Annotated in this window: 22 protein-coding genes and 1 tRNA gene; 4 read left to right on the forward strand and 19 right to left on the reverse strand. The window is 32.9% G+C overall.

The annotated features are described in order from the left end of the window. Positions 1 to 7: 7 nt before the first annotated feature. Positions 8 to 814 (reverse strand): DNA/RNA non-specific endonuclease, encoded by an 807-nt coding sequence (locus Q0772_RS01830; protein ID WP_298339484.1) that lies wholly within the window; start codon positions 812 to 814, stop codon positions 8 to 10. Beyond that, positions 814 to 2,436 (reverse strand): alkaline phosphatase PafA, encoded by a 1,623-nt coding sequence (pafA, locus tag Q0772_RS01835; protein WP_298339488.1) that lies wholly within the window; start codon positions 2,434 to 2,436, stop codon positions 814 to 816. The genes Q0772_RS01830 and pafA overlap by 1 nt, the downstream gene beginning before the upstream one ends. A gap of 111 nt (positions 2,437 to 2,547) precedes the next feature. Between pafA and Q0772_RS01840 the strand changes: the two genes are divergently transcribed. Continuing rightward, on the forward strand, positions 2,548 to 3,285 hold the full coding sequence (locus tag Q0772_RS01840) for an ABC transporter permease (protein ID WP_298339491.1): 738 nt from the start codon (positions 2,548 to 2,550) through the stop codon (positions 3,283 to 3,285). Beyond that, a complete protein-coding gene (locus tag Q0772_RS01845; RefSeq protein WP_298339494.1) occupies positions 3,285 to 4,052 on the forward strand; it encodes an ATP-binding cassette domain-containing protein in 768 nt (255 codons plus the stop codon). The genes Q0772_RS01840 and Q0772_RS01845 overlap by 1 nt, the downstream gene beginning before the upstream one ends. Here the strand turns inward: Q0772_RS01845 and Q0772_RS01850 are convergent. From Q0772_RS01850 to porU, 11 genes are all read right to left on the reverse strand, one after another. Then, positions 4,049 to 5,533, reverse strand: a complete 1,485-nt coding sequence (locus tag Q0772_RS01850; protein ID WP_298339497.1) for a DUF389 domain-containing protein — start codon at positions 5,531 to 5,533, stop codon at positions 4,049 to 4,051. The genes Q0772_RS01845 and Q0772_RS01850 overlap by 4 nt on opposite strands. Positions 5,534 to 5,535: 2 nt before the next feature. Beyond that, a complete protein-coding gene (locus Q0772_RS01855) occupies positions 5,536 to 6,615 on the reverse strand; it encodes a mannose-1-phosphate guanylyltransferase (protein ID WP_298339500.1) in 1,080 nt (359 codons plus the stop codon). 4 nt (positions 6,616 to 6,619) lie between these two features. Further along, positions 6,620 to 7,216 (reverse strand): SprT-like domain-containing protein, encoded by a 597-nt coding sequence (locus Q0772_RS01860; protein WP_298339503.1) that lies wholly within the window; start codon positions 7,214 to 7,216, stop codon positions 6,620 to 6,622. 61 nt (positions 7,217 to 7,277) lie between these two features. Next, on the reverse strand, positions 7,278 to 7,913 hold the full coding sequence (locus tag Q0772_RS01865; protein ID WP_298339506.1) for an HAD family hydrolase: 636 nt from the start codon (positions 7,911 to 7,913) through the stop codon (positions 7,278 to 7,280). Between the two features lie 3 nt (positions 7,914 to 7,916). Further along, the gene (locus tag Q0772_RS01870) at positions 7,917 to 8,600 is read right to left on the reverse strand and encodes an SDR family oxidoreductase (RefSeq protein ID WP_298339508.1); all 684 of its coding nucleotides are present in this window, start codon (positions 8,598 to 8,600) and stop codon (positions 7,917 to 7,919) included. Next, positions 8,593 to 9,612, reverse strand: a complete 1,020-nt coding sequence (locus Q0772_RS01875) for a M20/M25/M40 family metallo-hydrolase (RefSeq protein WP_298339512.1) — start codon at positions 9,610 to 9,612, stop codon at positions 8,593 to 8,595. Before Q0772_RS01875 ends, Q0772_RS01870 begins: the two co-directional genes overlap by 8 nt. 122 nt (positions 9,613 to 9,734) lie before the next feature. Further along, positions 9,735 to 11,369, reverse strand: a complete 1,635-nt coding sequence (locus tag Q0772_RS01880) for a pyruvate dehydrogenase complex dihydrolipoamide acetyltransferase (protein ID WP_298339515.1) — start codon at positions 11,367 to 11,369, stop codon at positions 9,735 to 9,737. A gap of 3 nt (positions 11,370 to 11,372) precedes the next feature. Beyond that, on the reverse strand, positions 11,373 to 12,371 hold the full coding sequence (pdhA, locus tag Q0772_RS01885) for a pyruvate dehydrogenase (acetyl-transferring) E1 component subunit alpha (protein ID WP_298339517.1): 999 nt from the start codon (positions 12,369 to 12,371) through the stop codon (positions 11,373 to 11,375). A gap of 175 nt (positions 12,372 to 12,546) precedes the next feature. After that, the gene (cdd, locus tag Q0772_RS01890; RefSeq protein ID WP_298339520.1) at positions 12,547 to 13,029 is read right to left on the reverse strand and encodes a cytidine deaminase; all 483 of its coding nucleotides are present in this window, start codon (positions 13,027 to 13,029) and stop codon (positions 12,547 to 12,549) included. 89 nt (positions 13,030 to 13,118) lie between these two features. Further along, positions 13,119 to 14,321 (reverse strand): type IX secretion system outer membrane channel protein PorV, encoded by a 1,203-nt coding sequence (gene porV / locus Q0772_RS01895; RefSeq protein ID WP_298339524.1) that lies wholly within the window; start codon positions 14,319 to 14,321, stop codon positions 13,119 to 13,121. Positions 14,322 to 14,417: 96 nt separating this feature from the next. Beyond that, positions 14,418 to 18,299, reverse strand: coding sequence for a type IX secretion system sortase PorU (gene porU / locus Q0772_RS01900; RefSeq protein WP_298339527.1), 3,882 nt, complete (start codon positions 18,297 to 18,299; stop codon positions 14,418 to 14,420). A 261-nt stretch (positions 18,300 to 18,560) separates the two neighbouring features. Here porU and gldJ point away from each other — a divergent pair, with 261 nt between their 5' ends. Next, the gene (gene gldJ, locus Q0772_RS01905) at positions 18,561 to 20,255 is read left to right on the forward strand and encodes a gliding motility lipoprotein GldJ (protein WP_298339531.1); all 1,695 of its coding nucleotides are present in this window, start codon (positions 18,561 to 18,563) and stop codon (positions 20,253 to 20,255) included. 84 nt (positions 20,256 to 20,339) lie between these two features. Continuing rightward, positions 20,340 to 21,620, forward strand: coding sequence for a UDP-N-acetylmuramoyl-tripeptide--D-alanyl-D-alanine ligase (gene murF / locus Q0772_RS01910; protein ID WP_298339534.1), 1,281 nt, complete (start codon positions 20,340 to 20,342; stop codon positions 21,618 to 21,620). Positions 21,621 to 21,762: 142 nt separating this feature from the next. On the opposite strand, the gene Q0772_RS01915 is transcribed toward murF, so the two are convergent. The 6 genes from Q0772_RS01915 to Q0772_RS01940 all read right to left on the reverse strand — a co-directional run bounded on the left by Q0772_RS01915 (position 21,763) and on the right by Q0772_RS01940 (position 25,952). Next, a complete protein-coding gene (locus tag Q0772_RS01915; protein WP_298339537.1) occupies positions 21,763 to 22,533 on the reverse strand; it encodes a helix-turn-helix transcriptional regulator in 771 nt (256 codons plus the stop codon). Between the two features lie 97 nt (positions 22,534 to 22,630). Next, positions 22,631 to 22,705: transfer RNA gene (locus Q0772_RS01920), tRNA-Val, on the reverse strand. A gap of 62 nt (positions 22,706 to 22,767) precedes the next feature. Further along, on the reverse strand, positions 22,768 to 23,985 hold the full coding sequence (locus tag Q0772_RS01925) for a folylpolyglutamate synthase/dihydrofolate synthase family protein (protein WP_298339540.1): 1,218 nt from the start codon (positions 23,983 to 23,985) through the stop codon (positions 22,768 to 22,770). Positions 23,986 to 23,990: 5 nt separating this feature from the next. Further along, the gene (locus Q0772_RS01930) at positions 23,991 to 24,848 is read right to left on the reverse strand and encodes a cell envelope integrity protein TolA (RefSeq protein ID WP_298339543.1); all 858 of its coding nucleotides are present in this window, start codon (positions 24,846 to 24,848) and stop codon (positions 23,991 to 23,993) included. Between the two features lie 8 nt (positions 24,849 to 24,856). Continuing rightward, positions 24,857 to 25,249: a biopolymer transporter ExbD gene (locus Q0772_RS01935; RefSeq protein ID WP_298339547.1), complete on the reverse strand. Its 393-nt coding sequence runs from the start codon at positions 25,247 to 25,249 to the stop codon at positions 24,857 to 24,859. 1 nt (position 25,250) lies between these two features. Next, complete coding sequence (locus tag Q0772_RS01940; RefSeq protein WP_298339552.1) at positions 25,251 to 25,952, reverse strand: MotA/TolQ/ExbB proton channel family protein; 702 nt, start codon at positions 25,950 to 25,952, stop codon at positions 25,251 to 25,253. Between the last annotated feature and the right edge of the window lie 68 nt (positions 25,953 to 26,020).

Genomic DNA, 26,020 nt, shown 5'->3' on the forward strand with positions numbered 1-26,020 from the left:
TATTCTACTAGAAGCTCCAATCTTTATAACTACCAGAAGCTTCCAACTTATTCTCAACAGAATCTTCTAATTCTGGAAAAAAATCAATTCCTGTCAATTTTTCAATAGTATCAACAGGTACAACAAATTCATACAATGGTTTTCTAGAATCTTTATGCCTCATCAAAAAACCAATCATCTTAGTTTCACCTGTATTGTTATCAATTAAAACTTTATAAAATTGATTAGGAACTGAGACCTCTTCTTTTCCTATAGTTTTCATACGCCCTTTTAATACACCTCCTGTTACCACAAACACCCCATCATACTTTCTTGCCCAATACCGTACTTTTTGTTCTAGCCTGTTCCAGATTCCTGAATTAAATCGATGTTCTTGCGGTGAAATATTACTGGTTAAAAAAGTTTCATCATGTGCTTTTTTAGTATACCGTCTGTCTCCTGCAGGACATAAATGTCCGCGATCATAACCAGAATTTTTATAGTTGCGCCAACTAGCTGCTCCTGTTTTTATAGTATGATCTATTTCAAAATAAGGGCGTTTGTGATTTGTATTTGAAAGGTGTGATTTTTTTAACTCATAGGCAACCCATTCAGCTTGCTCATGAGGTTCACTATAAGATAGCGAGTAACCGTTATGATGTACAATTTGACCTGTTGTGCTTGATGGCAAAAAAAACTCATTAGTATCATACTTGGGTATTTTACCCTCATTAACAACTTCTGCTTTTATTTCTTCATCTAAAAAATAATCGTAAATATAAAGTCCTACCATAATAGTTATGGCCACAATTGAGTATACTGCTCGTTTATTCATTATTTCAAAACAAACTCTAATGGTTGACCCGTGGCAAAATTTGGAAAACTGATACCTAAAAGCGCCGACATGGTTGGGGCAATATCTGTAATCTCTGTTTTCTTATACGTATATCCAGATTTTACACCTTTTCCGAAGAACAATAACGGTACATGGGTATCATAATTTAAACCACTACCATGTGTAGAACCAGTTTTCCCATAACTGATATAAGATGGGTCATTAACTATAATAACGTCGCCAGAACGCTTTTGATTGTAACCCATTTGCAACAACGCCTCTATACCAGTTGTAAAATTTACAGAACTCATTGTTGTAGCAGTATAAGCTTTTGAAACATGTGAATATGTAATTTGCTCATCAACAATTGCGCGTTGAACATCTTTTAATTTTAGACCTAAAGCCTTTACTTTATCTCGATTTAAAAAAATCTGATTATTACTTATATTGTCAACAATTTCTGTAGTACCAAACGTCTCTGTTAAAAATGTATTGAAGCGCTTTTTTCGCTCAGAAAGTTTTAAATAACCTGCAGGTATTTTAACAGACTGCAAATATGCAGGAACTTCAATAGCTCCATGATCAGCAGTTAAAAAAACGGTGTACTCACCTTCACCAACTTCAATATCTAACACATTAAAAAAACGTTCTAAATCCTTATCTAGTCTCAAATAAGTATCTTGAATTTCTTTAGAATTTACTCCAAAATTATGTCCTATATAATCTGTACTAGAAAAACTCACTGTTAGAACATCTGTGATATCGTCTTTTCCAAGACTTTCTGCTTTTACAGCTTGAATAGCAAAATCTGTAACAATACTATTACCATAAGGGCTTTGTTTTAAAATATCAAACCCCATATTCGTCTTTGCTAACTTTTTTAAATCATATGGAAAAGTAGCTGTTTTTTTTCCAGTATACCCCCTTTCAAAATCATTCAAATCTTCACCACTTTCGGTATAATCTTCAATATTATAAAGGGTATTCCATTCTTTTAAATAAGACGTAACAACCTTAGATCCATTAAACTTTTTCACCCATTCTGGCAAGGTTACCATATAATAAGTACTGGACACAAAATTACCCTCGTCTTTACCCCTGAACCAATAAGCGGCATTTGCCGAATGACCTGCAGGTAAAATTGCCCCACGATCCTTTATTGAGATACCAATACTTTTTCCTCGCATTTGTGTAAACAATCTATTTTCATCAGCAAAGGTTGTAGTTTTCATCCTATGAGGAGACATACGCTCTAATTCCGAATCAGTCCCTACTGCCTTAACAGAATCATCTCCAGCACAATACACCATTTCCTTTACTTCCTTATCGTACCAATTGTTTCCTATTACACCATGATATTTAGGTGTTGTACCTGTATATATTGATGTATGCCCCGGCCCTGTATAAGTTGGCACGTAATTAAAATGATTGTTCTTGCAGTTAAACCCCTCACGCATCATACGTTTAAAACCGCCTTTTCCATATTTACCATTAAAACGTGTGAGATAATCATAACGCATTTGGTCCACCACAATACCAACGACTAGTTTTGGTTTTTGATTTTGCGCCACAGTGGACAATGACATAAAAAACCCGAAAAGTAATGATAGAAAAAATCTCATTTTATTATAATATTTATTGTATCCAAAAATACACTTTTTAAAACATCATAATTTAAATTTAAGCTTAAATTGGTATAAGTTTTTTTTACTTTAGCATTAACAAAAAAGTATATGACATACCTACACAACATAGGCGCTTATTTTTTAATGATTGTTGAAATGTTTCGAAAACCAACCAAATGGAGCGTTATGAAACAACTCATCCTTAAAGATGTTGATGACCTAATTATTGGCTCTTTGGGTATTGTAGCATTTATATCCTTTTTTGTAGGTGGTGTAGTAACCATACAAACAGCACTTAATATTGATAACCCCTTAATTCCTAAATACCTTGTTGGGTTTGCTACAAGACAATCTATAATTCTTGAGTTTGCCCCCACTTTTATGTCTATTATTATGGCAGGAAAAGTAGGATCGTTCATTACATCCAGTATAGGAACTATGCGTGTTACAGAGCAAATTGATGCTCTTGAAGTTATGGGAATTAATTCACTTAACTACTTGGTTTTTCCTAAGTTTGTTTCCATGATGCTCTACCCTTTTGTTATATCAATAGCCATGTTTTTAGGAATTCTTGGAGGTATGGCTGCTTGTGTATATGGGGGCTTTAGCACGCTTGAAGACTACATAACTGGAATTCAAACAGATTTTGAGACCTTCCATGTAACTTACGCTTTCATTAAAACAATTGTTTTTGCTTTTGTCCTAGCAACAATTCCTTCTTTTCATGGGTTTTACATGAAAGGTGGTGCCTTAGAGGTTGGTAAAGCAAGTACCACATCTTTTGTTTGGACTAGTGTTGTTATTATCATTTTAAACTATTTTCTAACCCAAATGTTGTTAAGCTAATGATAGAAGTTAATAATTTACATAAATCATTTGGAGACGTAGAAGTTTTAAAAGGAATAAGCACCTCTTTTGAAAAAGGAAAAACAAACCTCATAATTGGACAGAGTGGCTCTGGTAAAACAGTATTTCTAAAATGTTTATTAGGTCTTTTTGAATATGAAGAAGGTGCTATAGCTTATGATGGGAAGATATTTTCTCAACTTTCTGAAGATGAAAAGCGAAATATAAGAGCACAGATTGGTATGGTATTTCAAGGTAGTGCACTTTTTGATTCGATGACCATAGCTGAAAATGTGATGTTTCCATTACAAATGTTTACTAAACAAAGTAAAAGCGAAATGGAAGACCGTGTTGATTTTGTTTTAAAACGTGTTAACTTACCTGACGCTCATTCAAAAATGCCAAGTGAAGCTTCTGGAGGTATGCAAAAGCGTGTTGCTATAGCCCGTGCTATTGTAAATAATCCAAAGTATTTATTTTGTGATGAACCTAATTCTGGTTTAGATCCAAAAACAGCCATTGTAATTGATAACTTAATACAAGAAATTACGGATGAATATCAAATAACAACCGTCATTAATTCTCATGACATGAACTCTGTAATGGAAATTGGAGAAAAAATTGTTTTTCTAAGGCATGGATTGAAAGCTTGGGAAGGCTCTAATAAAACTATCTTTAAGACAGATAATGAGGTGGTAACAGACTTTGTTTACTCTTCAAACTTGTTCAAAAAAGTACGTAAAATGTATCTAAAAGAGCATGACTAATTAACTCTATTAACTACCAAAGTATCTAACTCTAATTTATATTTTAACCATTTTTCTAATCTTACTTTATCTTTCTTTCTAATCTCTTCATTTGCCAAAGAATCTACCCATTTAACTGAAAAAACCGATAGTGTATCCATTTTAGAAAAATTTGAGTTAATAACATTAGCGTATGAAAACTGTTCTACAGTTTCAAATTGAATTTTGATTTCTTCTAAGATTTCATCTAGTGCTATATAATTTTTTTCAAGCTTAGATAGTTGCAAAACACGCCCTTCCAAATAGGCGATTTTTTGAGTTTGTGATAGCAAATCTAAAGAGTCTCTCGACCTAAGCTGCTCCATATATTTGAAGTTATCTAAATTTTTTGAGCGATTTTGATTAACAACTAGTTTACTATTTATCAATGCACCATAATCTGCCATTCGACTCTGCAAGACAGCAATTGTAGATTCTGGAATTTCATCTAAACCAAAAGTATTTAACTCAATTTTGCTATCATCATTTCCACCATACTTATAAATAGCGTTATTCTTAATGAATGCCGCATGCGGTAATGCACTTAATTCATTATCAACAAATAATCCAGCATCACGTTTAAAATTACTCTCTCTATAAACATCTACAAATGTAAAACCTGCAGGAATCATAACTACAATAGCTAAAAGTGTTGCCATTCTTGATATGAATAATCGTTTTTTTGAATTGGCATACTTCAACATAGGGAATCTTAAAAGTTTAAGAACCAAAAATGTTGCTAAAGCTATAAAAATAGTATTAATTGTAAATAAATACATGGCACCTCCAAAGTATACAAAGTTACCTTTAGCCAAACCATAACCCGCTGTACAAAGTGGTGGCATTAAAGCTGTAGCAATGGCAACTCCAAAAATAACGGAAGCTATTGTACCTTTTTTAGTTCTAGCAATAATTAAAGCTAAACCACCAAAAAAGGCAATTAAAACATCTCGAATATCAGGCTTTACTCTACCCAAAAGTTCGTTTGTATCTTCACTTAGAGGAAAGAATTTGAAGAATAAAAAGGCTGTTAATAAACTTAGCACAATCATGGTTGCTAAATTGATTAAAGATCGCTTAAGGGTATCAATATCATTTATTGCAATGGACAAACCAACACCTAAAATTGGCCCCATAAGCGGAGAAATTAACATCGCACCAATAACAACCGCTGTAGAGTTGGCATTTAACCCAACAGATGCCACAAATATAGAACATACTAAAATCCATGCTGTAGCACCTTTAAAAGGAATATCTCCTTTTATAGCTTGCACCGTTGCCTCTCTATCGGTATCATCCCTAAAATCTAAGAGTTCTCTTAAAAACTTTCTTATGCTAGCTAAAAGTCCTTGAGCACCTTTTCTAACCTCCTCTTTGGATTGCTCAACGTTTTGTTCTTTTTTTAATGCTTCAGCTTTTGATTCTTCCTCTTCGGAAAAATTAAACTTACTTTCTTCACTCATAATTAGCCATATTGTTCTCCATACTTATCTTTAACTTGCTGGAGTGTTTTCTTTATATCTTGTTCCTTTGACTTAGGAAAGATAAGCAAAACTTCGTCTTTATCAACAATAATATAATCACTCAAGCCATCAACTACTACAATTTTGTCGGTTTTAGTTCTTATCATATTACCTGATGCATCTTCAGCTAAAGTTCTAGCATGCACAACAGCATTATTAGATTCATCTTTATCCAATTTATCATATAAACTGCCCCAGGTTCCTAAATCGTTCCAATCAAATTCTGCAGCAATTACATAAACATTCTTTGACCGTTCCATAATTGCATAATCTACTGAAATGTTTTCTGCTTTTGGGTAATTATCTCTTATAAAATCATCTTCAAACTCAGTGTTATAAACGGAAATTCCGTTTTCAAACAAGGTATATAACTCGGGTTGATTATTCTTAAAAGCTTCAACCACGCTTTTTACACTCCACATAAAAATACCTGCGTTCCACAAAAAGTTTCCTTGCTCAATAAATGCTTTTGCCGTTTCGTAATCTGGTTTTTCTCTAAATTGGTTAACAAACTTGATGCTTGAAGAATTTGATTTATCAAATTCGATATAGCCATAACCTGTATTTGGAAATGTTGGCTGGATTCCTAATGTCATTAAAGCATTGTTGTTTTCACAATAATCAAACGCTTGCTGAACATTTTTTGAAAATGTTTTCTCATCCTCAATCCAATGATCACTTGGCGCTACTATCATAACTGCATCAGGGTTCTCCTTTTGGATTTTTAATGAAGCGTATAATATACAAGGAGCTGTATTGCGCATTGCAGGTTCCAAAACAACCTGTCGTTGCTCAACTTCAGGCAGTTGTTCTAAAACTAAATCATTGTATCGCTCATTAGTTAATATAAAAATATTCTCTTTAGGAATTAAATCTGCTAAGCGATGGAATGTTTTTTGTATTAGTGTGTCTCCCGTTCCTAACATATCATGAAACTGTTTCGGAAAATCTTGAGTACTAACTGGCCAAAATCTAGAACCTACTCCTCCTGCCATTAATATGGCGTAATAATTTTTATTCATTTTTTTAATTTATCAATTCTACTTCTGCGTTTGGGTTAAACAAATATAACTTTCCTGTTTTCACTTCTACACACTCATAACGCTTAACTCGTTTTTTGCCCATTTTAAAAACTTTGTTGTTGTGTAACCTAAATGCTTGCCCCAAAGGTATTTGAAAAATGAACGTTTTATTATTTGGTTCGTCGAAATGCTTTAAGGCTAAGGCTAATGGTACATCTGTATCGCTAGATGCCTTTGGGTTTATAAAATGTTTAGCTAATAAAGGTAATAACTCATTTGGGAAAATTTCTGGATTTATAAAAGGCAACATCAAATGCTGGAAGGTTCGCTTCCATTCTAAACCATGTGGTTTAATAAATCTTCCATAGTTTTTATAAGCCTCAAAATGTGCAATTTCGTGAATTAATGTAATTAAAAAACGGTACTGATTCAAGTTTGAATTTATCGTAATTTGATGTTTACCATTTGGTAACGGTTTATAATCGCCATGGCGCGTTTTACGCTCCTTTTTTATTTTAACAATAAGATTATCATGCTCTAAAAGCGAAATAACTTTTGGAATGGCTTTTTCTGGGATATACGCTTTAAGTTGATCTTGCATTACAACGAAAATAATAGTTTTATTAAAATAGGTAATTCATTTTATTAGAAATTTTTAAGCTCTATAACATTCCTAAAAGGACATTCATACTATCAAAAGTTTTAGTAGCTAAGGCTTCAAGTTCATTATTATAGTCATGCTCTGTATAACCATAAACATCAAAACCTCCAAATTTGGCAGCTTTCACTCCAGAGACACTATCTTCTATAACTAAACATTCGTTTGGTTTAAACCCCATACTTTTGGCTGCCCAAAGAAAAATATCTGGTTCTGGTTTCCATTTTTGTATAGCATAGCAACTAAAAATATTACCCTCAAAAAAAGGCAACAAGCCAGTAATTTCTAAATTAAGACGAATTTTATTTTCCGGTCCACTAGATGCTACACAAAAAGGTATATTCAGATTCTCTACAATATCTTTAATGCCATTTATTGGCTGAATACCTTTACGGAACGCTTCAAATGTATTAATACGATAATCTTGTTCAAAATGAACAGGTAAAAGATTATTAATACGTTTGGAAATAACATTCATACATAAATTAAGCGATTTCCCTTTTAAATTAATAAGTGACTCTTGAAAATCCATATTTGCACCCAAATCATTAGCCATATCTACTAAAACTTTTATAGCTATAGATTCACTATCAATTAAAACACCATCACAATCAAATATGATGCATTTGTATTTACTCATAAATTAAGGTGTGGAATTTGAAACCTGAAGCAATTTTCCGTTGTAATATTTATTTCCATTTAACGAAAAATCAAAAATATATTGTGCCATTTCTAATGCAGTTGTTGGAGCTTTGTAACCAGGAAACGCTTCTTCTAGCATTTCAGTTTGTACGGCACCTAAAGCTAATACATTAAATGAAATACCAAAATCTTTATATTCCTCGGCCAATAACTCTGTTAAGGTAATTACCGCCGCTTTACTAGAACTATATGCTGCTAACCCAGGAAATTTCATACTCCCTTGAACACCTCCCATTGAGCTAATAGTTAGTACATGACTTTCATTTTTCATAAAAGGCAATACAATTCTAGTAAGTTCTGCAACACCATAAACATTTGTTTTATAAACGCTTTCAAAATCTTTCATGCTTGTTTCAGCAAATGGTTTATTCAAAAGCGCCCCGGCATTATTGATTAATATATCTACATGTTTCCATTCAGCTTTTACAAAAGCTTCAACTTTTTTGTAAGAACCATTATCATTTAAATCAAAAGGAAAATAAGTCACATTTTTTAAATTCAAATTTCGAATAGGGGTTTCATTCCTGGAAAGCGCTAATACTTTATGCCCTGCTTTAGCAAAAATTTGTACTAGCTCGAAGCCAATACCTCTACTCGTTCCTGTAATTATGACGTGTTTACTCATTATTCATTTTAATTTCTTTTGAAACTGAATTTACCATGCCTTCAATAGCTGGAATCATTGCATTGATAAAATTGGTCATGTGATTAAAATCCATTTTATCAGCTTCATCATCTACATGATGATAATAATCAAAATTAGTAAAATCGAAGGTGGAAATAGCATGTGCTGGCACTTTAAATTCTTGATAAAACGGATAATTATCAGAGCGCATAAATAAATTAAATTCCTTTGCTTTTGGGAAGAAGCCAATCATTTCACTACCTCCGTAAACATTTAGTTGCTTAGCTAAATTAGATTTTTCGTATCCAGACATATAAGCCATAATTTCGTTTTCGGCTCTAGGCACACCAATCATTTCAAAATTAATCATGGTATATAAGTCTAGATTTTCTTTTTTAAGACGTTTTGCTAGATGTTCCGAACCTTTTAACCCCATTTCCTCTGCAGAGTATAACGTAAACAACATACTTCTTTTGTTGCTTTTAGTTTTAGAAAAATATTTAGCCCACTCCATTACCGCTACTGTTCCTGAGGCATCATCATTAGCACCGTTAGCGATGGTATCACCATTAACTTCTTTTGCTGTCCCTATATGATCATAATGGGCACCAAGAATAACAAATTCATCTTTAAACTTAGGATCATTACCCTCTAGATAACCAACTACATTATAACCAATTATTTTCTTGATATTAAAGCTATCTCTATACGTTTTAAAATAAGGTCTAATGTTATGCTTTTTAAAAAATGTTTCAATATAAACGGCAGCTTTTTCGATGCCTTCCGATCCTGTGTTTCTACCTTTTAATTCATCAGAAGCTAAATATTCTAAACTACTTTTTACATCTTTCTGATTAATATAATTTACGATTTCAATTATTTTTTTTGAATCTGTTTCCGTTTTAGTGTTAGAAGTGTTTTTAACTGTTTCGGGATTAGTTTCAATGATTTGCTTTTGTCCTCCGCAGCTAAAAATAAAAACTAAAACAAGTAAACTAAATATTTTTTTCATAAAGCATATGTATTAATTTTTAAAGATAAAAAAAACCTGCTTCAATCCCGATAGCTACCGGAAGAAACAGGTTTGATTGTATATTTCCCTTCTACTCTGTTGAAGGTAACTTTTTAAGTCTATTAAACTAACATCGTCACAGGGTTTTCAATATAACCTTTCAATGTTTGAAGAAATTGTGCTCCAGTAGCTCCGTCAACTGTTCTGTGATCACAGGCTAATGATAATTTCATAGTATGACCAACTACAATTTGACCATTTTTAACCACTGGTTTTTCAACAATATTTCCAACTGAAAGTATTGCAGAGTTTGGTTGATTAATAATAGATGTAAATGTATCAATACCAAACATACCCAAGTTAGATACCGTAAAAGTACTACCTTGCATCTCGTCTGGAGTTAATTTTTTGTTTCTTGCTTTTCCAGCTAATTCTTTAACTGCTGCACCTATTTGAGGTAAGCTTTGCTCATTAGCAAATCGTACAACGGGTACAACCAGTCCATCAGGAACCGCTACTGCTACTCCAATATGCACATGATTATTTAAACGCATTTTATCTGCAAACCATTGCGAATTTACTTGCGGGTGCTGTTTTAAAGCTAAAGCACAAGCTTTAACAATAATATCATTATAAGAAATTTTAGTATCTGGAATGGAATTAAACTGCGCACGAAATGCCATCGCGTTTTCCATATCAAACTCGACACTTAAGTAATAGTGTGGCGCAGAAAATTTAGAATTTGTTAATGCTTTTGCAATAGCTTTACGCATTTGCGAGTTATCAACATCATCAAAATCTTCTTGTCCTGAAGGCACAAATTTACCAACTGATGCTGCTCCTGCTGCAGGTTCATAATTTTCTATATCACGTTTAACTATTCGTCCGTTCTCTCCAGAACCTTGTACTTTAGTTAAATTAATACCTTTTTCCTCTGCTAACTTTTTAGCTAAAGGAGAAACGTATACTCTTCCATTTTCAGTAACAGGTGTTGGTATAGGCGCCTTAGTTTTGTTCTCAGTTTTAGCTGGCGTAGATGTCTTTACTTCGGTCTTAGTTTCTGCTTTAGGAGCATCCTCAGTTTTAGTTGGTGCTGAACTTGCACTAAAATTAGCTGCTACTCCTGAAACATCAGTTCCTGCAGGTCCTATTATTGCTAAGAGCTCATCTACCTTCGCAGATTCACCTTCCTTTAAACCTATTTCTAACAAAGTCCCAGACTGGAATGATTCAAATTCCATAGTCGCTTTATCAGTTTCTATTTCGGCTAAAATATCACCTTCTTCAACTGCATCTCCTACTTGTTTTAACCAAGTGGCTACAGTACCTTCTTCCATCGTATCACTCAACCTTGGCATCGTAACCACAATAACGCCTTCTGGTAAATCGGCAGATCCATTTGGTACATCAATATTATTCGAAGAAGTTTCTTCTGAACTTGATTCTGATTCAACAACTTCATCTTTAGATTCTGAAGAAGTATTTCCTCCTCCATTTAAAATACCAGAAATATCTTCGCCATCATCACCTATAATAGCTAAAAGTTCGTCTACTTTTGTGGTCTCGCCTTCTTGAACACCAATATGAAGTAATGTTCCTTCGTTAAAAGATTCAAACTCCATTGTGGCTTTATCCGTTTCTATTTCAGCTAAAATATCACCTTCTTCAATCTTATCTCCTACTTTTTTCAACCAAGTAGCAACGGTTCCTTCTTCCATCGTGTCGCTTAAACGCGGCATATTTACAACTATTGCCATATCTTATAATTTGTGTTTTATAAATGGATAATCTTCTTGCTCATACACCATATCGTAAAGTTGTTGAGCCTCTGGATATGGAGATTCCTCAGCAAATTTTTCACATTCCAGAACTTTTGATTTAACACGTTTATCAATTTCTTTTATTTCTTCTTCTGAAGCATACTTCTTTTCAAGAATAATATCTTTTACTTGCGTAATAGGATCTATTTTTTTGTATTCTTCAACTTCATCTTTTGTTCTGTAATGTTGAGCATCAGACATTGAGTGCCCTCTGTAACGATACGTTTTTAATTCTAAAAACGTTGGCCCGCCTCCTTTTCTAGCTCGTTGAATAGCTTCATCGAAGGCTTCAGCTACTTTCACAGGATTCATACCATCAACTGGTCCAGAAGGCATTTCGTAACCTAAACCTAGTTTCCAAATATCATCATGATTTGCAGTACGCTCTACCGAAGTACCCATAGCATAACCATTATTTTCACAAACAAAGACAACTGGTAAATTCCAAAGCATTGCTAAATTAAAAGTTTCATGTAATGATCCTTGTCTTGCTGCACCATCACCAAAACAACATATAGTTACACCATCTACTCCATGGTATTTATCTCCAAATGCAATACCAGCTCCTAATGGAATTTGGCCTCCAACAATACCATGACCACCATAAAAACGATGTTCCTTTGAAAAGATATGCATAGACCCTCCCATACCACGAGATGTTCCTGTTACTTTTCCATATAATTCCGCCATAACACGTTTAGGATCTACTCCCATGCCAATTGGCTGAACGTGATTACGATATGCTGTAATCATTTTATCTTTCGTCAAGTCCATTGCATGTAAAGCTCCTGCTAATACAGCTTCTTGACCATTGTATAAATGAAGAAATCCTCTTACTTTTTGTTGAATGTATACTGCAGCTAGTTTATCTTCAAACTTTCTCCAAAATAACATGTCTTCGTACCATTTAAGATACACCTCTTTTGTGATTTTTTGCATCTGCTACTATTAAGTTTTTAATGTCGCGAAATACAAAAGTAACACATTGCGATGTATTGCAAAAACACAACATCATTAAAGTAAAAAAAATATGAAAAAAAACGCTCTAAACCTGTTCGATTAACTAATTAATAATTTTTGTATTAAATATTTGAAAATTGAAAAGAGTAGCTTATTAAAGCACAGACTTATCAAACCCAAGTGGCAGTAAATCTGAAAGCGAATTTGACTTTATTACCGACCCAATTTCGCCCATAAAATATATTTCTATTGGGGCATCTTGCTTTATTTCATATTCTGCGATAGACTGCCTACAAGCCCCACAGGGAGGAATTGGCTTTATTGTTTGATTTATTTTTGAACCTGCAGAAATAGCCATTCGCAATATTTTAGCATTAGGAAATTGAGAACCAGCATAGTAAATAGCTGTTCGTTCTGCACACAAACCAGATGGATACGATGCATTTTCTTGATTATTACCTGTAACAATCTCACCATTATCCAATAAAATTGCAGCACCAACATTAAAATTAGAATATGGGGCATAAGCCTTTTCTCTTGTTTTTATGGCTTCTTGCATAAGAGAAAAAGCATTTTTTGGAAGCGCCTCTATATTTTCATAGAGATATAGCGTAGACTCAATTTTTATTTCTTTCATAATCAAAATGTTATAAATATAAGAAACCCTTACAAACAAAAAAACTATTGCGTATGCAATAGTTTTTTTACTTCTATCTTTTGATGATTTTAGTACTCTATGTACTCTCCCGCTCCGATATTGAAGGTTAAAGAAAAACGTAGTGTATTTTCCAGAGGACTTTGTACTTTGGATGCTGAGAATAAATATGATAAATCAATATTTACCACATTAGCTTTGAATCCAGCTCCTAGGGCTAAAAACTTTCTAGCACCTTTATCTTCACTTTCGTTAAAATAACCAGCTCTGAACGCAAAAGAATCCTGATATAAATATTCTGCACCCAAAGCCCAAGTGAACTCTTTAAGTTCTTCACTAAATCCATCTGGCGCATCTCCAAACGACTGAAACATACCTGATAAAAAACTTACATCTGGGTCTTTACCTTCTACAATAATTGTTGGTTCATCACTATCTTGATTTTCATCACCGTTAGTATCAACATAACCTAAAACTGGTGGTGTTGGCACTAACAATTTTGACACCTCAGCGGTAACTGCTATTTTATTATAGTCATCAAATATAAAATCGAATCCTGCACCTAATCTTAGGTTAGTTGGTTGAAAATTTTCTTGTCCACCTTCATCATATTTAAACTTAGGCCCTATATTTTGAATTGCAAAACCTGCTCTCCAACGTCCATTAAAATCGGCATACGCCTCTTCTTCACTCTGGTAATAACCTGAAATATCCACTCCAAAAGTACTAGCTGGTGTTGCATCGCCATCTACACCATCTAATCTTAAATCTGAACGTAAAAAACGCATAGCAACAGACATAGCAAATTGATCTGATAATCGAAGTGCATAGGATGCATCAATAGTTAATTCATTTGGACGTTGAATTAATGCCTCTGAAAATTCATCATTAACAAACTCAATATCTCCTAACGAAAAATATTTTAGACTAGCCGCAAACGCGCTTCTATCATCAATTCTGTTAAAATAAGTTACATTTCCTAAAAATATATCATTTACTAATTTACTGAGGTATGGTGTATAACTAACTCCTATACCTGACTTGGTTTCAGAAAATGCGTATTTAGATGAGTTCCATTGTTGCGAAAAAGCATCAACAGAAGTAGCAACACCCATATCTCCCATTGCTGCTGCACGAGCATCAGGAGCGATTAATAAAAAAGGGACTCCTGTTGTTATAACTCTTCTATCTTGATTAGGAAAAATAATAGTTTCTTGTGCATTTATTTTAAAAATAAATGCAAAGGCTATTAGTAGCAATATTCGATTCTTCATGAATTCAATTTTAATTAGCAAATATAAATTTTATTTTTAGAATTGTTTTTTAATTCTTAAACATGTTATTTTTTTCGATTAGAAACATTTAGACTCTTAAAGTATGACAAGTTTTTCTATTTTCTCTACAGTTTTATTTAATAAATTTGAATGTACTTTTAACTTATAAACATAGACACCTTTACCTATTTTATCTCCAAAATCATCTCGTCCATCCCAAACTATGTCTCTAGATAATGAACTTGTTGATTTTACACCTCCAGAAGTTTGTCCATTCAAGGTTCTAACCAGTTTCCCAGAAACCGTGAATATCTGTATTGAAACGTCTAAAGGTTCCGAACTATTGTGATTAAACCAAAATTCTGTATAATTTACAAATGGATTTGGATAATTAAGAACATTATTAACTACCAAAGTTTGATCTTTATCGAAAACAACAAATTGTATTTCTGAAATAGATGAATTATTATAAACATCCCAAGCTTTGACTGTTAAAGTATGTAAACCAGAATCCAAGTCTCTAAAAGGAAAACTCACTGTACCTTTTGTATAATCATCAACTTCAGTTTGGTAGTAATCATTTAAAACAATTGGGTTAGTTTCATCACCATCAATAATAGCAACAATATCATGCCCTATGCCACTTGCTGTGTTTATACCATTGACATCTTCCATTTTTGCTAGTAGAGTGGGAGATTCATTGGTAATACCTCCTGTAACAAAATTTTCATCGTTCATAAATAATGAAATAATAGGGCCTGTATTATCTTCTGGGGCATTTTCATTTAAACCTCCTATTCTTACTGAACTAATGTTTGCACCAGCCTGATTTTCTGTTAAATCTTGATTTTTTGAATAGAAACTAACTTTGCCCAACCCAACTGGAATTCCAATATCTTTTGGCACAACAAAATCAAACTCAAAACGTCCATTTACAACTGAGGCTTGTCCCCTAAAAATAATTTCACCAAGGGTTGTGAAATCCAATTTAATAACTTGTCCACTTTGACTTATACCATCGTTAGCTAAAGTTTGTCTGTTTATCGCTTTATCATAAATGGTAGCAGATAAAGTTCCTGTATAATTATTTAAAAGATTACCTGATAAATCTGTTACCTCTCCCGCCATTTTAATATAACTCAAAGCCTTCAAAGTATCTGTGGCCTGAGAAATAGGCACATCATTTATCTCTGTCAATCTAACACTAGGTTTTGAAAATGCTAGTTTCATAGCAGGATCCCCAATAAAAAACACTAGGTTTTTTTGACTACTTCCTGAAATAGAAGGATCATTCTTAGCTAGTCTTAATGCTTCAGAGACAGTTGGATATTCATTATCTGCAAAGTCATCATTATCACTGTATGAAAATAAATATTGTCCTAATTCTTTATTAAAAATAATTCCAAAATTCACAAAAACCTGTCTAGTAGTCGTTATTAAACCAACCGCACCTGTATCTTTATTCCAAAAGGTAAACTCTCCTGCTGTTTCTCTGAAGGGATTATCAAACCTTGTAAACTCACACGTAACGGTAACAAAACAGTTTAATCTACAAAAATTACGAAATCCAGTAATATCTGGTTTTAGCAAAATACGTTCTTCTGCTAAACCTTCCTCTCCACCGTGTCCAAAATAGTTAACCACCAAAGCCCCATTATCTATAGCATTAGCAATTTCTATATTAACTTCTGGATACCTATCTCCTCCAGCAGAAGACTCTTGTTGAAATGCATCTGAATGAATTTTTATAACATTAAGAAAAGGTTTTTCTTGAGACACAACATCACCTATTTGATCAGTAGTAGATTGCAAAAGATCTTTAATACCGTCATCATTATCATCTGAGACAAAAACAACACTATTTCTCCAACTACCAAACGCTTCTTTTACATAGTAAGATTCTATTTTATCTACCATTTCTTTGGCTCTTTGAGGCGTATCTGCTAAAATTCTACCTACAGCAATGTCTAATTTATCACTTGTATTCATTCTACCTTCATTTTCATCCATCATACCGTAAAAATCATCAGACACAAATGATACTGCCAAACTAAAACTATTATATGAATACCAAGAAGGAACTATATTCGTATTATTTGGCGTCCTGTTTTTATAATCAAAAGAACCATCACCAAATAAGCACAAGTACTTTAATCTTCTATCTGGCACACTAGCATTATCATAAATGTATTTTACTAAATTTCTAATTGCCCCAATATCTTGATTTCCTGAACTAAACTCATTATAAATCTCATCCAAACCTACAACCTTAACATTCAATCCGTATTGATTTCTATTAAGTTGGGCTAAACGTTCTGCATCCGAAAACATATTATTTGGGGTTACAATAAGGTAATCAATATCTTGAAACGCACCTTGACTGTTTTGAAAAATAGACCCTTTAATATTTTGATTGTTTACTTGTGTTTTTGAGTCAAACTTCGGGCTAAAATAATCGGATGGAGAAACTGCCACATAGCTTTTTTGAACACCCAATAAGGATGTAAAACTTAAATTTGAAGATGCATCTGTATTAGTATAATTTGACACATTATATATATCAGTAACATCCCATATTTCTGAAAGTCCTGATGCATTTTCGATATTATATTGACCTATCCCAGAAACTGAAACAACATCTCTATTCTTAAAAAGAAACTGTTTATTATTAAAAATTAATTCACGTCTTGCTTCAATAGCTATATAATCCAGATAACCTGCGGTACTTGGGTTTCCATTATTATCAAAATCTAAACCTATTTTTATATTTGAAGAAGTAACATTAACTGCTCCATTATAATCCCTCCCATTTGCTAAAGTAGGACGTGTAACCCCCGTTATAAATAATGATGATACCTCAGCTCCATTAACTTTTATACTCATACTACTATCATTTTGAGAGGCCGTAGCTACTAAAACTGAAAGTTGAATTGGCACTGTTGTTACCAAGTTTGGAAAATCAAACTCAAATTCCTTAGAACTTTCTATGTCAAACTTATTTCCAAACCAACGCCGTCCCAAAGAAATAAGGTTATAAATATCTTTTTCATAAAACTTATAATCATCAAAAGTATTAATTACCATATCAACTGTTCCTGTAGGCTGATTAAATTCTTGTATGCGTTTACCATTTCCAGGACTAACGTTTATATAGTAGTATGTTTTATCTGTGTAGCAATTAATATGGGTTCTACTCTCTACATTAAACTCTTTTGGACCTTGGGCGTAAAACAAAATATAGTCGTTATTATCAAATGAACCATCTTCTTCACCAATAAATTTTATAGCATTTTCTGGTACATCTAAAGGATAGGGTTCTGAATTTAAATAAGGAATCATTCTACCTCCATGTCCAAACAACTTAATAGTTCTTGGGTCCACACTATTTACTTTCACTCCTAAACGTTGCAGAAAACTCTTGGACAGTTTAAAAACACCTGTTGTATCCACATAAAACCTATACCATTCACCAGAACTTAAAACGGAGTTAGAAATAACCCTAGTTCCTCTATTTTTATTAAGCAATGTGGATTTACTAATTACACTATTATTATAATTAATTTGGAATGAAGTTACTTTTTTGTAGTTACCACTCTCATCCTTTATAATAGGAGAGCACTTAAAAAAAGCATATATTTTATTTCTATCTATTGAATTTTCTAGACTATATACTAATTTACTTGGAATTAAGCTAAGATCTAAATCTCTTAAATCCGACTTAGAAATGGATTGAAATGAAACATTACTTACTGTAATTGAGGATTCATCAACTAAAGTTTGGGTTTTCCACTGATCAACGAATAAAATACCTTCTGTACCATCATAGCTAAAATATTCCTTATTAAATGATGGTACTTCATAAGAAAAACCAGCTCCAGATAATGTTTGTGGTTTATCCCAAGTTATGCTATATCGCTTTTGTTGCGCAAACAATCCTGTTGAAAACATCAACAGTAATAATAAAATCTTCTTTTTCATTGCTTAAATAACGTTGTTAATGCATTGTTATTATTAAAAAAACAACAATTTTAAAAACAGTTTCAAAAATACAATAATAAATTAGTAAAACACACGTTAATACAACACAAAACTATGGTTTAAATCATCAAAATCATCGTTGAAATACACAAAATATAGGTTGAAATACACTATTTTTTGGTTAAAATGTAAAAAACAGCTTGCGTTATTGGGTTTAATTCTTATATTGCAGCTCCAAAATTAATTAGCTTACTTAAAAGTATGGATATGAAAAAAGTAGTAGCATTCAAGGTTTTATTAGTTTTAGCACTTATCGTGTCTTCTACTAGTTGTAAAAAATCTTCGAGTTCAAAAAATAGCTCCAGAGCTACTGGATGGAACATCAACGATAGAAATGGCGGTTTCCAGTATAATAGTGATTTTAAAGAACAAGAAACAGCTCCAGGATTAGTTTTCATAGAAGGTGGTACATTTACTAAAGGACGTGTACAAGATGATGTGATGCACGATTGGAATAATAGTCCAAATCAACAACATGTGCAATCTTTTTACATGGATGAAACTGAGGTTACCAATGCTATGTATATGGAGTACCTAGATTGGATCAAACGTGTTTACCCACCATCTGACGAAAGTTTCAGAGCTATATATCATGGTGCTTTACCAGATACATTAGTATGGAGAAATCGTTTAGGTTTTAACGAAGTAATGACTGAAAACTACCTACGTCATCCAGCCTATGGAGAATATCCTGTTGTAGGTGTAAGTTGGATTCAAGCCGTTGAATTTGCCAATTGGCGTTCAGATCGTGTTAATGAATTTAATTTAGAAAAAGCTGGTTACTTAAAACGTGATGCAAAAGTTCTTGATGTAAACGCTGACCAAACTTTCAACACCGACACTTATATAAATGCTCCTACACTAACCTACGGTGGAAATGAAGAAATTATAAACGGAGATGGACGTAGAAAAAGAAGTACACAAGTAGATGCTGACGGAAATGAAACAGGGATTTATGCAACTAGAGCGACTGGTATTATCTCACCAAAATACAGACTACCAACCGAAACTGAGTGGGAATATGCTGCTTTAGGCTTAAGTGAATTGAGAAGTTTTAATTTATATCGTGGCAGAAAAAAATACCCATGGGATGGACAATATACGCGTTCTGGAAAACGTAAAATACGTGGTGATCAATTAGCTAACTTCAAGCAAGGTAAAGGTGATTACGGTGGTATTGCTGGCTGGTCTGATGACGGAGCAGATATTACCAACGCTGTAAAATCTTATGACCCAAATGACTTTGGATTATATGATATGGCAGGAAATGTTGCTGAATGGGTAGCTGATGTTTACCGACCTATAGTTGATGATGAGTTCAACGATTTCAATTATTACCGCGGTAACGTCTACACTAAAAATGCGTTAAATGAAGATGGTACTGTTAAAGTTGTAACATCTGATGATATTGTATATGACACCTTATCAAATGGAAAAGTAGTTGCTAGAAATTTACCTGGTGAAATTTTACAAGTTCCTGTTGATGAAAACGAGACCTATTTACGTACAAACTTTGATAGAAGTAATCAAATAAACTTTAGAGATGGAGACAAACGTTCTTCTCGTTACTTTGAGAGCTTTAATGATGATGAAGAAGAAGTTTCTGGTGAATCTTCAGAAACAAGAAAAATGTATAACTCGCCTAAGCACAATATTACAAGAGACTCATTAGGAAATATTATTAGAGAGTACGACAAAGGTAACAACAGAACCTCTTTAATAAACGATGAAGTAAGGGTTTATAAAGGTGGATCTTGGAAAGATCGAGAATACTGGTTAGACCCAGCACAAAGACGTTACTTCCCGCAAGATATGGCTACAGACTATATTGGGTTTAGATGCGCAATGTCCAGAGTAGGTTCTAAAAGTAAAGGGAAACAGAAAAAGAAAAACTAATATAATTTCTTAAAATATATAAAAGGTTCTAATAATTATTAGGACCTTTTTTTATACATTTAATTTTATTAAAAAATTTAATTTTTGAAAACAGAAGCACTCCATAAACTCTTTTTAGAATGTCATTCAGTATCCACAGATACACGAAAAATAAAAAAAGGCGACATATTTTTCGCTTTGAAGGGAGATAACTTTAATGGTAATGAATATGCTGAAACCGCACTACAAAATGGTGCAAAATTCGCCGTAATAGATGAAGCTGAATTTCTCACCTCCTCGAAAACAATATTAGTAGACAATGTCTTAGAAACACTTCAAAAACTCGCCACTTTCCATAGGAATCACATTAACAAACCAATAATAGCCTTAACAGGTAGTAATGGAAAAACAACAACTAAGGAATTAATAAACGCTGTTCTTTCTAAAAAATATATTACAACTGCTACAAAAGGCAACTTAAATAATCACATTGGAGTTCCGCTAACACTGTTATGCCTAACAGAAGAAACCGAAATTGGTATTGTAGAAATGGGAGCAAATCATCAAAAGGAAATTGAGTTTCTTTGTGAAATTGCTCAACCTGATTATGGCTACATTACAAACTTTGGAAAAGCACATTTAGAGGGTTTTGGCGGTGTTGAAGGCGTAATTAAGGGCAAAAGCGAAATGTATGATTACCTAATTTTGACTAACAAACACATTTTTGTAAACGCTAATGATCCTATTCAAGTAGAAAAAACCAAAAACACGAATACATTTACTTTCGGAAATCAAATAGAAGAGACGAATGTTTCGATTAGTTTTATTGAAGCACAACCTTTTGTTAAGTGTAATTATCAAAACATAGAAATACAAAGTCAACTAATAGGTGATTATAACTTTAATAATATTGCAATAGCTATAACCATAGGAAACTATTTTAAGGTTGATGATTCTAAAATAAAAAATGCCATTGAGAGTTACGTACCAACCAATAATCGCTCTCAAATTATAAAACAGGGTTCTAATAAAATAATTCTTGATGCATATAACGCAAACCCAACTAGCATGCGAGCTGCTTTGTTGAATTTTGAAAAGCAGGATGGTTATAAAGTAGCTATTTTAGGCGACATGTTTGAACTAGGTGAAGACTCTAAATTTGAACATCAAAATATTACTAATTTGACTCTATCTCTTAATATCGATGAAATCATTCTAATTGGAGAAAATTTTTTTGAATCTGAAATAAATTCCAAACAAAAAAATCAATACAAATCTTTTGAAGCGCTTAAGAATAGTTTCGACTTTTCGAAAATAAAAAGCAGTACTCTATTAATTAAGGGATCCAGAGGAATGGCACTTGAACGCATTTTAGATTTTATCTAAAATACACTCATAAAAAAAGTGCCAGCTTAAACAAACCGACACTTCATTTTAATATAATTCTCCCTAAGAACTAATTAATAGCACTGTAAAGGTGCGTAATTAATTCCATATACACAATACTCAAATTGAGTATTAAACACTCTTAAATGAGATTTTTATTCATTTTAAGCATTCCAATAAGCTCCCCTGTTGAAGATATGCTTAATTTTTTAAGAATATTCCTTCTATGCGTATCTACTGTATTTGTTGATATACCAAGCCTTTCCGCAATCTCTTTACTAGAATGATTCAACACTAAAAGCCTAATTACATCACGCTCTCTATTACTTATACCACTTGAAAGTAATTTTTGCGAAAAATTATTAAAATAAACGGTTTCATATTCATTTTTAGCGTTTAGTAATTTTGCAGAGGCACAAATTTGCATTTCTATATTAGCAGACATTACCGTATAATGTGCTAAACCTATAATAGGTTTATCTTCACTATCAAACTCCAAAGGTGTGGTATTCTGAACGACATTAACATATTCATCCTTTCCGTTTTTCAATCGATAATTCCAAGTATAACTCATTCTATCTCTATCTTTTATAGAAATTTCTCTTAAAGTAAAATCCATGAGTTCATTCAACGCTTTTAACCATATGTCCAAATCATCTGGGTGCATTCTACTCCACAGAAAACGCATGCCTTTATTTTCAAATTCTTGTTTGTCTAGACTGAGGCAAGCAGTCATATTTTTACTTACATGTTCAAAAGACAGTTCTTGTGTATTTGTAATACAAAAAAATGTAGAACTGTAAGGTAAATAACTGTCTAGCTCTATTATTTTTTCAATGTGCTTTTCTAAGGAAGGATTGTCGTGAGATTTAAATATTTCTTTGTAAGCTTCTTTAATGGAGCTATTGGTCATAGATGAGAGATTTTATTAAAAATAGCAAAAAAAGTTGAAAAGAAGTCATTAAACTACTTGCATAAAAAAATCCTGATAATACTATCAGGATTTTTTGTGGGCGCGAAGGGATTCGAACCCCTGACCCCTTGGGTGTAAACCAAGTGCTCTGAACCAACTGAGCTACGCGCCCTCTAAATTGGACTGCAAATATAACCTAGTTTTTAATATTGCAAAAACTTTTTCAATAAAAATTTAAATTATTTCAGCCACGACAAATGTACTACCTCCAATAAAAATAAAATCATCTTTTCCAGCGTTTTTAAAAGCCTTTTCATAAGCTTCATTAACAGAATTATAAGCTTCACCATTCAAATTATATTTGGTAAAACTTTGTTTCAATTTATTGGCATTTAATCCTCTTGGAATATTTGGTTTACAGAAATAATAAATGGCTTCTTCAGGTAATAAATCTACAATAGATTCTAAATCTTTATCACTAACAACACCAAAAACAATATGCAAAACTTTGAAAGTTTCATTTAAAAGTTGTTGCATCACATAGGTTAAGCCTTCCCTATTATGTCCTGTATCACAAACTACTTTTGGGGATTGATTTAAAACTTGCCAACGTCCTAACAATCCAGTATTTTTTATAACGTTAAGCAATCCAAATTTTAAATGTTGCTCTGTAATCTTATAACCAGATGCTTGAAGTGTTTTTATTGTTTGGACCGTTGTTTTTATATTTTTTGATTGATAAGTTCCTACCAAATCAGATTCATAATCCTCCTTAACAATTTTATCAGCAAATACAATTTTAGAATCTTTCTTTTTTGCTAAATTTCTAAAAACATAAGCAGTTTCTTCTTGTGTTTCACCAACAACAACTGGAATATTTGGTTTTATGATACCGCCCTTTTCATAAGCAATTAATTCTAAAGTATCACCTAAAAACTGTGTATGATCTAGACCTATATTGGTAATAACCGAAACTTCAGGATTGATAATATTTGTTGAATCTAATCGACCTCCTAAACCAACTTCTACAACAGCGATATCAACCTTTTGTTTTGCAAAATAATCAAAAGCCATACCCACAGTCATTTCAAAAAACGATAGTTTACTAGTTTCAAAAAAAGCTCTGTTACGTTTTATAAAACCAATCACAAACTGCTTACTTACTTCTTGCCCGTTTATTTTAATACGTTCTCTAAAATCTTTTAAATGCGGAGACGTATACAATCCTACTTTATAGCCTGCTTCTTGCAAAACAGATGCTACCATGTGGCTCGTAGAACCTTTACCGTTGGTTCCTGCTACATGTATTGAATTAAACTTGTTTTCTGGATTATTTAAATGATGGGCTAACTTTATAGTGTTTGATAAATCCTTTTTGAAAGCCGTTTTTCCTTGCCTTTGATACATTGGGAGTTGAGAAAACATCCAATTGAGTGTATCTTGATATGTCATTTTAACTATTGACTTAATTTGAAGTTAACACTAACAAAACCTATTTGTCTTGTGGGTGCTTTAGAATCTGATGGCCATTTATGAGATAATGCTATCTTTTTTGCAGGCTCCAATAAACACTGTGCTGTATTTGTTGTTCCACGAACTCCTGGAGTAGCTTCTACTACATTACCACTTTGGTTAACAACAATTTTAACGATAACCATTCCTGATTCGTTACAATCTTGTTTCAATCTTTTAAAAGATGCTTTTCCTCTTCCATTAAGTCCATAACCAACACCACCGCTACCAGTGCCTTGACCACCAAAATAACTAGGAGCATAAGGGTTGCCATCTAATTGCCCTTTATCACCTGCTTTATTGTCATTGCCCTGACTACCTGTTTCGGTTCCATCAGATTTACTTACGCCACCAATTAAAGCATCTAATTTTCTTCTCTTTTCTTCTTGTTCTCGTTTTTCCTTAGCAATTCTATCTGCCTCAGCCTTAGCTTTAGCTTCTTCAATAGCTTTAGCTCTTGCTTCTGCTTCTTTTTGCTTTTTAATAGCTATTTCTTCTGCGTTATCTTGAGTTAAGACTTCTTCTTTTACTTCAGAGGTTTTTGCGGGTTCGGGTTCAGATTTAGAAACATCAGGTTTAGGTAATTCTTCAATTTCTCTAGGCTCTGATTTTACAGGTTTTAATGGTTGCACATTACCTTTTCCAAAATCTGAATTACCAAAATTTACTGCAACACCATATTCTTCTGGCGGATCCATATACGTAGTACCTACTACAAACAATAAAAGCAGCAAAATAATAGCGATTAATGCCGTTAGTTTCGCAGAGTTCCTTTCATGTTTTGTTTTAAAGTACTTCTTCATTTTACTCTTTACTTTGGTTTTACCGCTAAAATAACTTTGAATTTATTTCTATTAGCAATATCCATAACCTTTACAACATTTTCAACAGGAACCGATTTCTCAGCCCTTAAAACGATAGTTGGTTTTTCTTTAGACGATAATGCTGCTAGCAACTCGTTTTCTAAAACACTAATACCAACTCGTTTCTGATCTATGTAATAGGTTAAATCTTTTTTTATGCTTACCGCAACGGACTTTTTGTTTTCTGTTTTCCCACTAGCTTTTGGTAATAAAATATCAATTGCGTTAGTGGTTACCAAAGTAGACGCTATCATAAAAAAGATAAGCAACAAGAATACAATATCCGTCATAGACGACATATTGAATTCTGGTGTAACTTTATTTCTTCCTCTAAAGTTCATACTATGTAGGCTCGTTTAAGTGATCTAAAAACTCTAATGAATTGGCTTCCATTTGATAAACCACTTTATCGGTTTTAACTACCAAATGATTGTATGCCATATAAGCCACAATACCTACAATTAAACCGGCTACTGTGGTTGTCATAGCTGTATATAATCCACTTGCTAAAACATCCATTTGGATGGTGCCTCCTGCGTTTGCTAGTTCAAATATTGCTAATATCATTCCAATTACCGTACCAAGGAATCCTATCATTGGAGCTGCACCTGAAATAGTTGCTAAAATACTTACGTTTTTTTCTAATCCGTAAATTTCTAAACGTCCCGCATTTTCTATAGCTGTATTAATATCTGCAAGAGGTTTTCCTATTCTAGAGATCCCTTTACCGATAAGCCTAGATACAGGTGAATTTTGTTGCGCACACAACATTTGAGCTGAATCTATCTTACCATTACTAACATGGTCTTTAATTTGATTCATGAAGTTTGCGTCTACTTTTGATGCAGCTTTGATAGCAAAAATACGCTCGAAATAGATATAAATAGCACCTACCAATAATAAGAAAAGCACAGCGATAATGAGCTGTCCTGCAAGACCTCCGCTACTTATTAACTCTATAATTGACAGTGTTTTTTCTACAGATTCGCCATCTGTAAGCACTTCTGCTCCATCTTGTGTGTTTTGTATTAATGTACTTAGCATATAATATTAATTTATTGCAAATGTATAACGTTTCGTTTTTTATTAAAGTATAATAGGTAATTTAATAT

The organism is uncultured Algibacter sp. (assembly GCF_947490405.1).
GTDB lineage: Bacteria > Bacteroidota > Bacteroidia > Flavobacteriales > Flavobacteriaceae > Algibacter_B.

What these genes read in the sequence shown, in the direction of transcription:
- Q0772_RS01940 (WP_298339552.1), bottom strand. Translation starts at nt 25,952, where the DNA reads ATGCTAAGTACATTAATACAAAACACACAAGATGGAGCAGAAGTGCTT.
- porU (WP_298339527.1), bottom strand. Translation starts at nt 18,299, where the DNA reads ATGAAAAAGAAGATTTTATTATTACTGTTGATGTTTTCAACAGGATTG.
- Q0772_RS01930 (WP_298339543.1), bottom strand. Translation starts at nt 24,848, where the DNA reads ATGAAGAAGTACTTTAAAACAAAACATGAAAGGAACTCTGCGAAACTA.
- Q0772_RS01845 (WP_298339494.1), top strand. Translation starts at nt 3,285, where the DNA reads ATGATAGAAGTTAATAATTTACATAAATCATTTGGAGACGTAGAAGTT.
- Q0772_RS01830 (WP_298339484.1), bottom strand. Translation starts at nt 814, where the DNA reads ATGAATAAACGAGCAGTATACTCAATTGTGGCCATAACTATTATGGTA.
- Q0772_RS01865 (WP_298339506.1), bottom strand. Translation starts at nt 7,913, where the DNA reads ATGAGTAAATACAAATGCATCATATTTGATTGTGATGGTGTTTTAATT.
- pafA (WP_298339488.1), bottom strand. Translation starts at nt 2,436, where the DNA reads ATGAGATTTTTTCTATCATTACTTTTCGGGTTTTTTATGTCATTGTCC.
- Q0772_RS01915 (WP_298339537.1), bottom strand. Translation starts at nt 22,533, where the DNA reads ATGACCAATAGCTCCATTAAAGAAGCTTACAAAGAAATATTTAAATCT.
- pdhA (WP_298339517.1), bottom strand. Translation starts at nt 12,371, where the DNA reads ATGCAAAAAATCACAAAAGAGGTGTATCTTAAATGGTACGAAGACATG.
- Q0772_RS01860 (WP_298339503.1), bottom strand. Translation starts at nt 7,216, where the DNA reads ATGCAAGATCAACTTAAAGCGTATATCCCAGAAAAAGCCATTCCAAAA.
- Q0772_RS01855 (WP_298339500.1), bottom strand. Translation starts at nt 6,615, where the DNA reads ATGAATAAAAATTATTACGCCATATTAATGGCAGGAGGAGTAGGTTCT.
- gldJ (WP_298339531.1), top strand. Translation starts at nt 18,561, where the DNA reads ATGGATATGAAAAAAGTAGTAGCATTCAAGGTTTTATTAGTTTTAGCA.
- Q0772_RS01875 (WP_298339512.1), bottom strand. Translation starts at nt 9,612, where the DNA reads ATGAAAAAAATATTTAGTTTACTTGTTTTAGTTTTTATTTTTAGCTGC.
- cdd (WP_298339520.1), bottom strand. Translation starts at nt 13,029, where the DNA reads ATGAAAGAAATAAAAATTGAGTCTACGCTATATCTCTATGAAAATATA.
- Q0772_RS01880 (WP_298339515.1), bottom strand. Translation starts at nt 11,369, where the DNA reads ATGGCAATAGTTGTAAATATGCCGCGTTTAAGCGACACGATGGAAGAA.
- Q0772_RS01850 (WP_298339497.1), bottom strand. Translation starts at nt 5,533, where the DNA reads ATGAGTGAAGAAAGTAAGTTTAATTTTTCCGAAGAGGAAGAATCAAAA.
- Q0772_RS01870 (WP_298339508.1), bottom strand. Translation starts at nt 8,600, where the DNA reads ATGAGTAAACACGTCATAATTACAGGAACGAGTAGAGGTATTGGCTTC.
- Q0772_RS01840 (WP_298339491.1), top strand. Translation starts at nt 2,548, where the DNA reads ATGACATACCTACACAACATAGGCGCTTATTTTTTAATGATTGTTGAA.
- porV (WP_298339524.1), bottom strand. Translation starts at nt 14,321, where the DNA reads ATGAAGAATCGAATATTGCTACTAATAGCCTTTGCATTTATTTTTAAA.
- Q0772_RS01925 (WP_298339540.1), bottom strand. Translation starts at nt 23,985, where the DNA reads ATGACATATCAAGATACACTCAATTGGATGTTTTCTCAACTCCCAATG.
- Q0772_RS01935 (WP_298339547.1), bottom strand. Translation starts at nt 25,249, where the DNA reads ATGAACTTTAGAGGAAGAAATAAAGTTACACCAGAATTCAATATGTCG.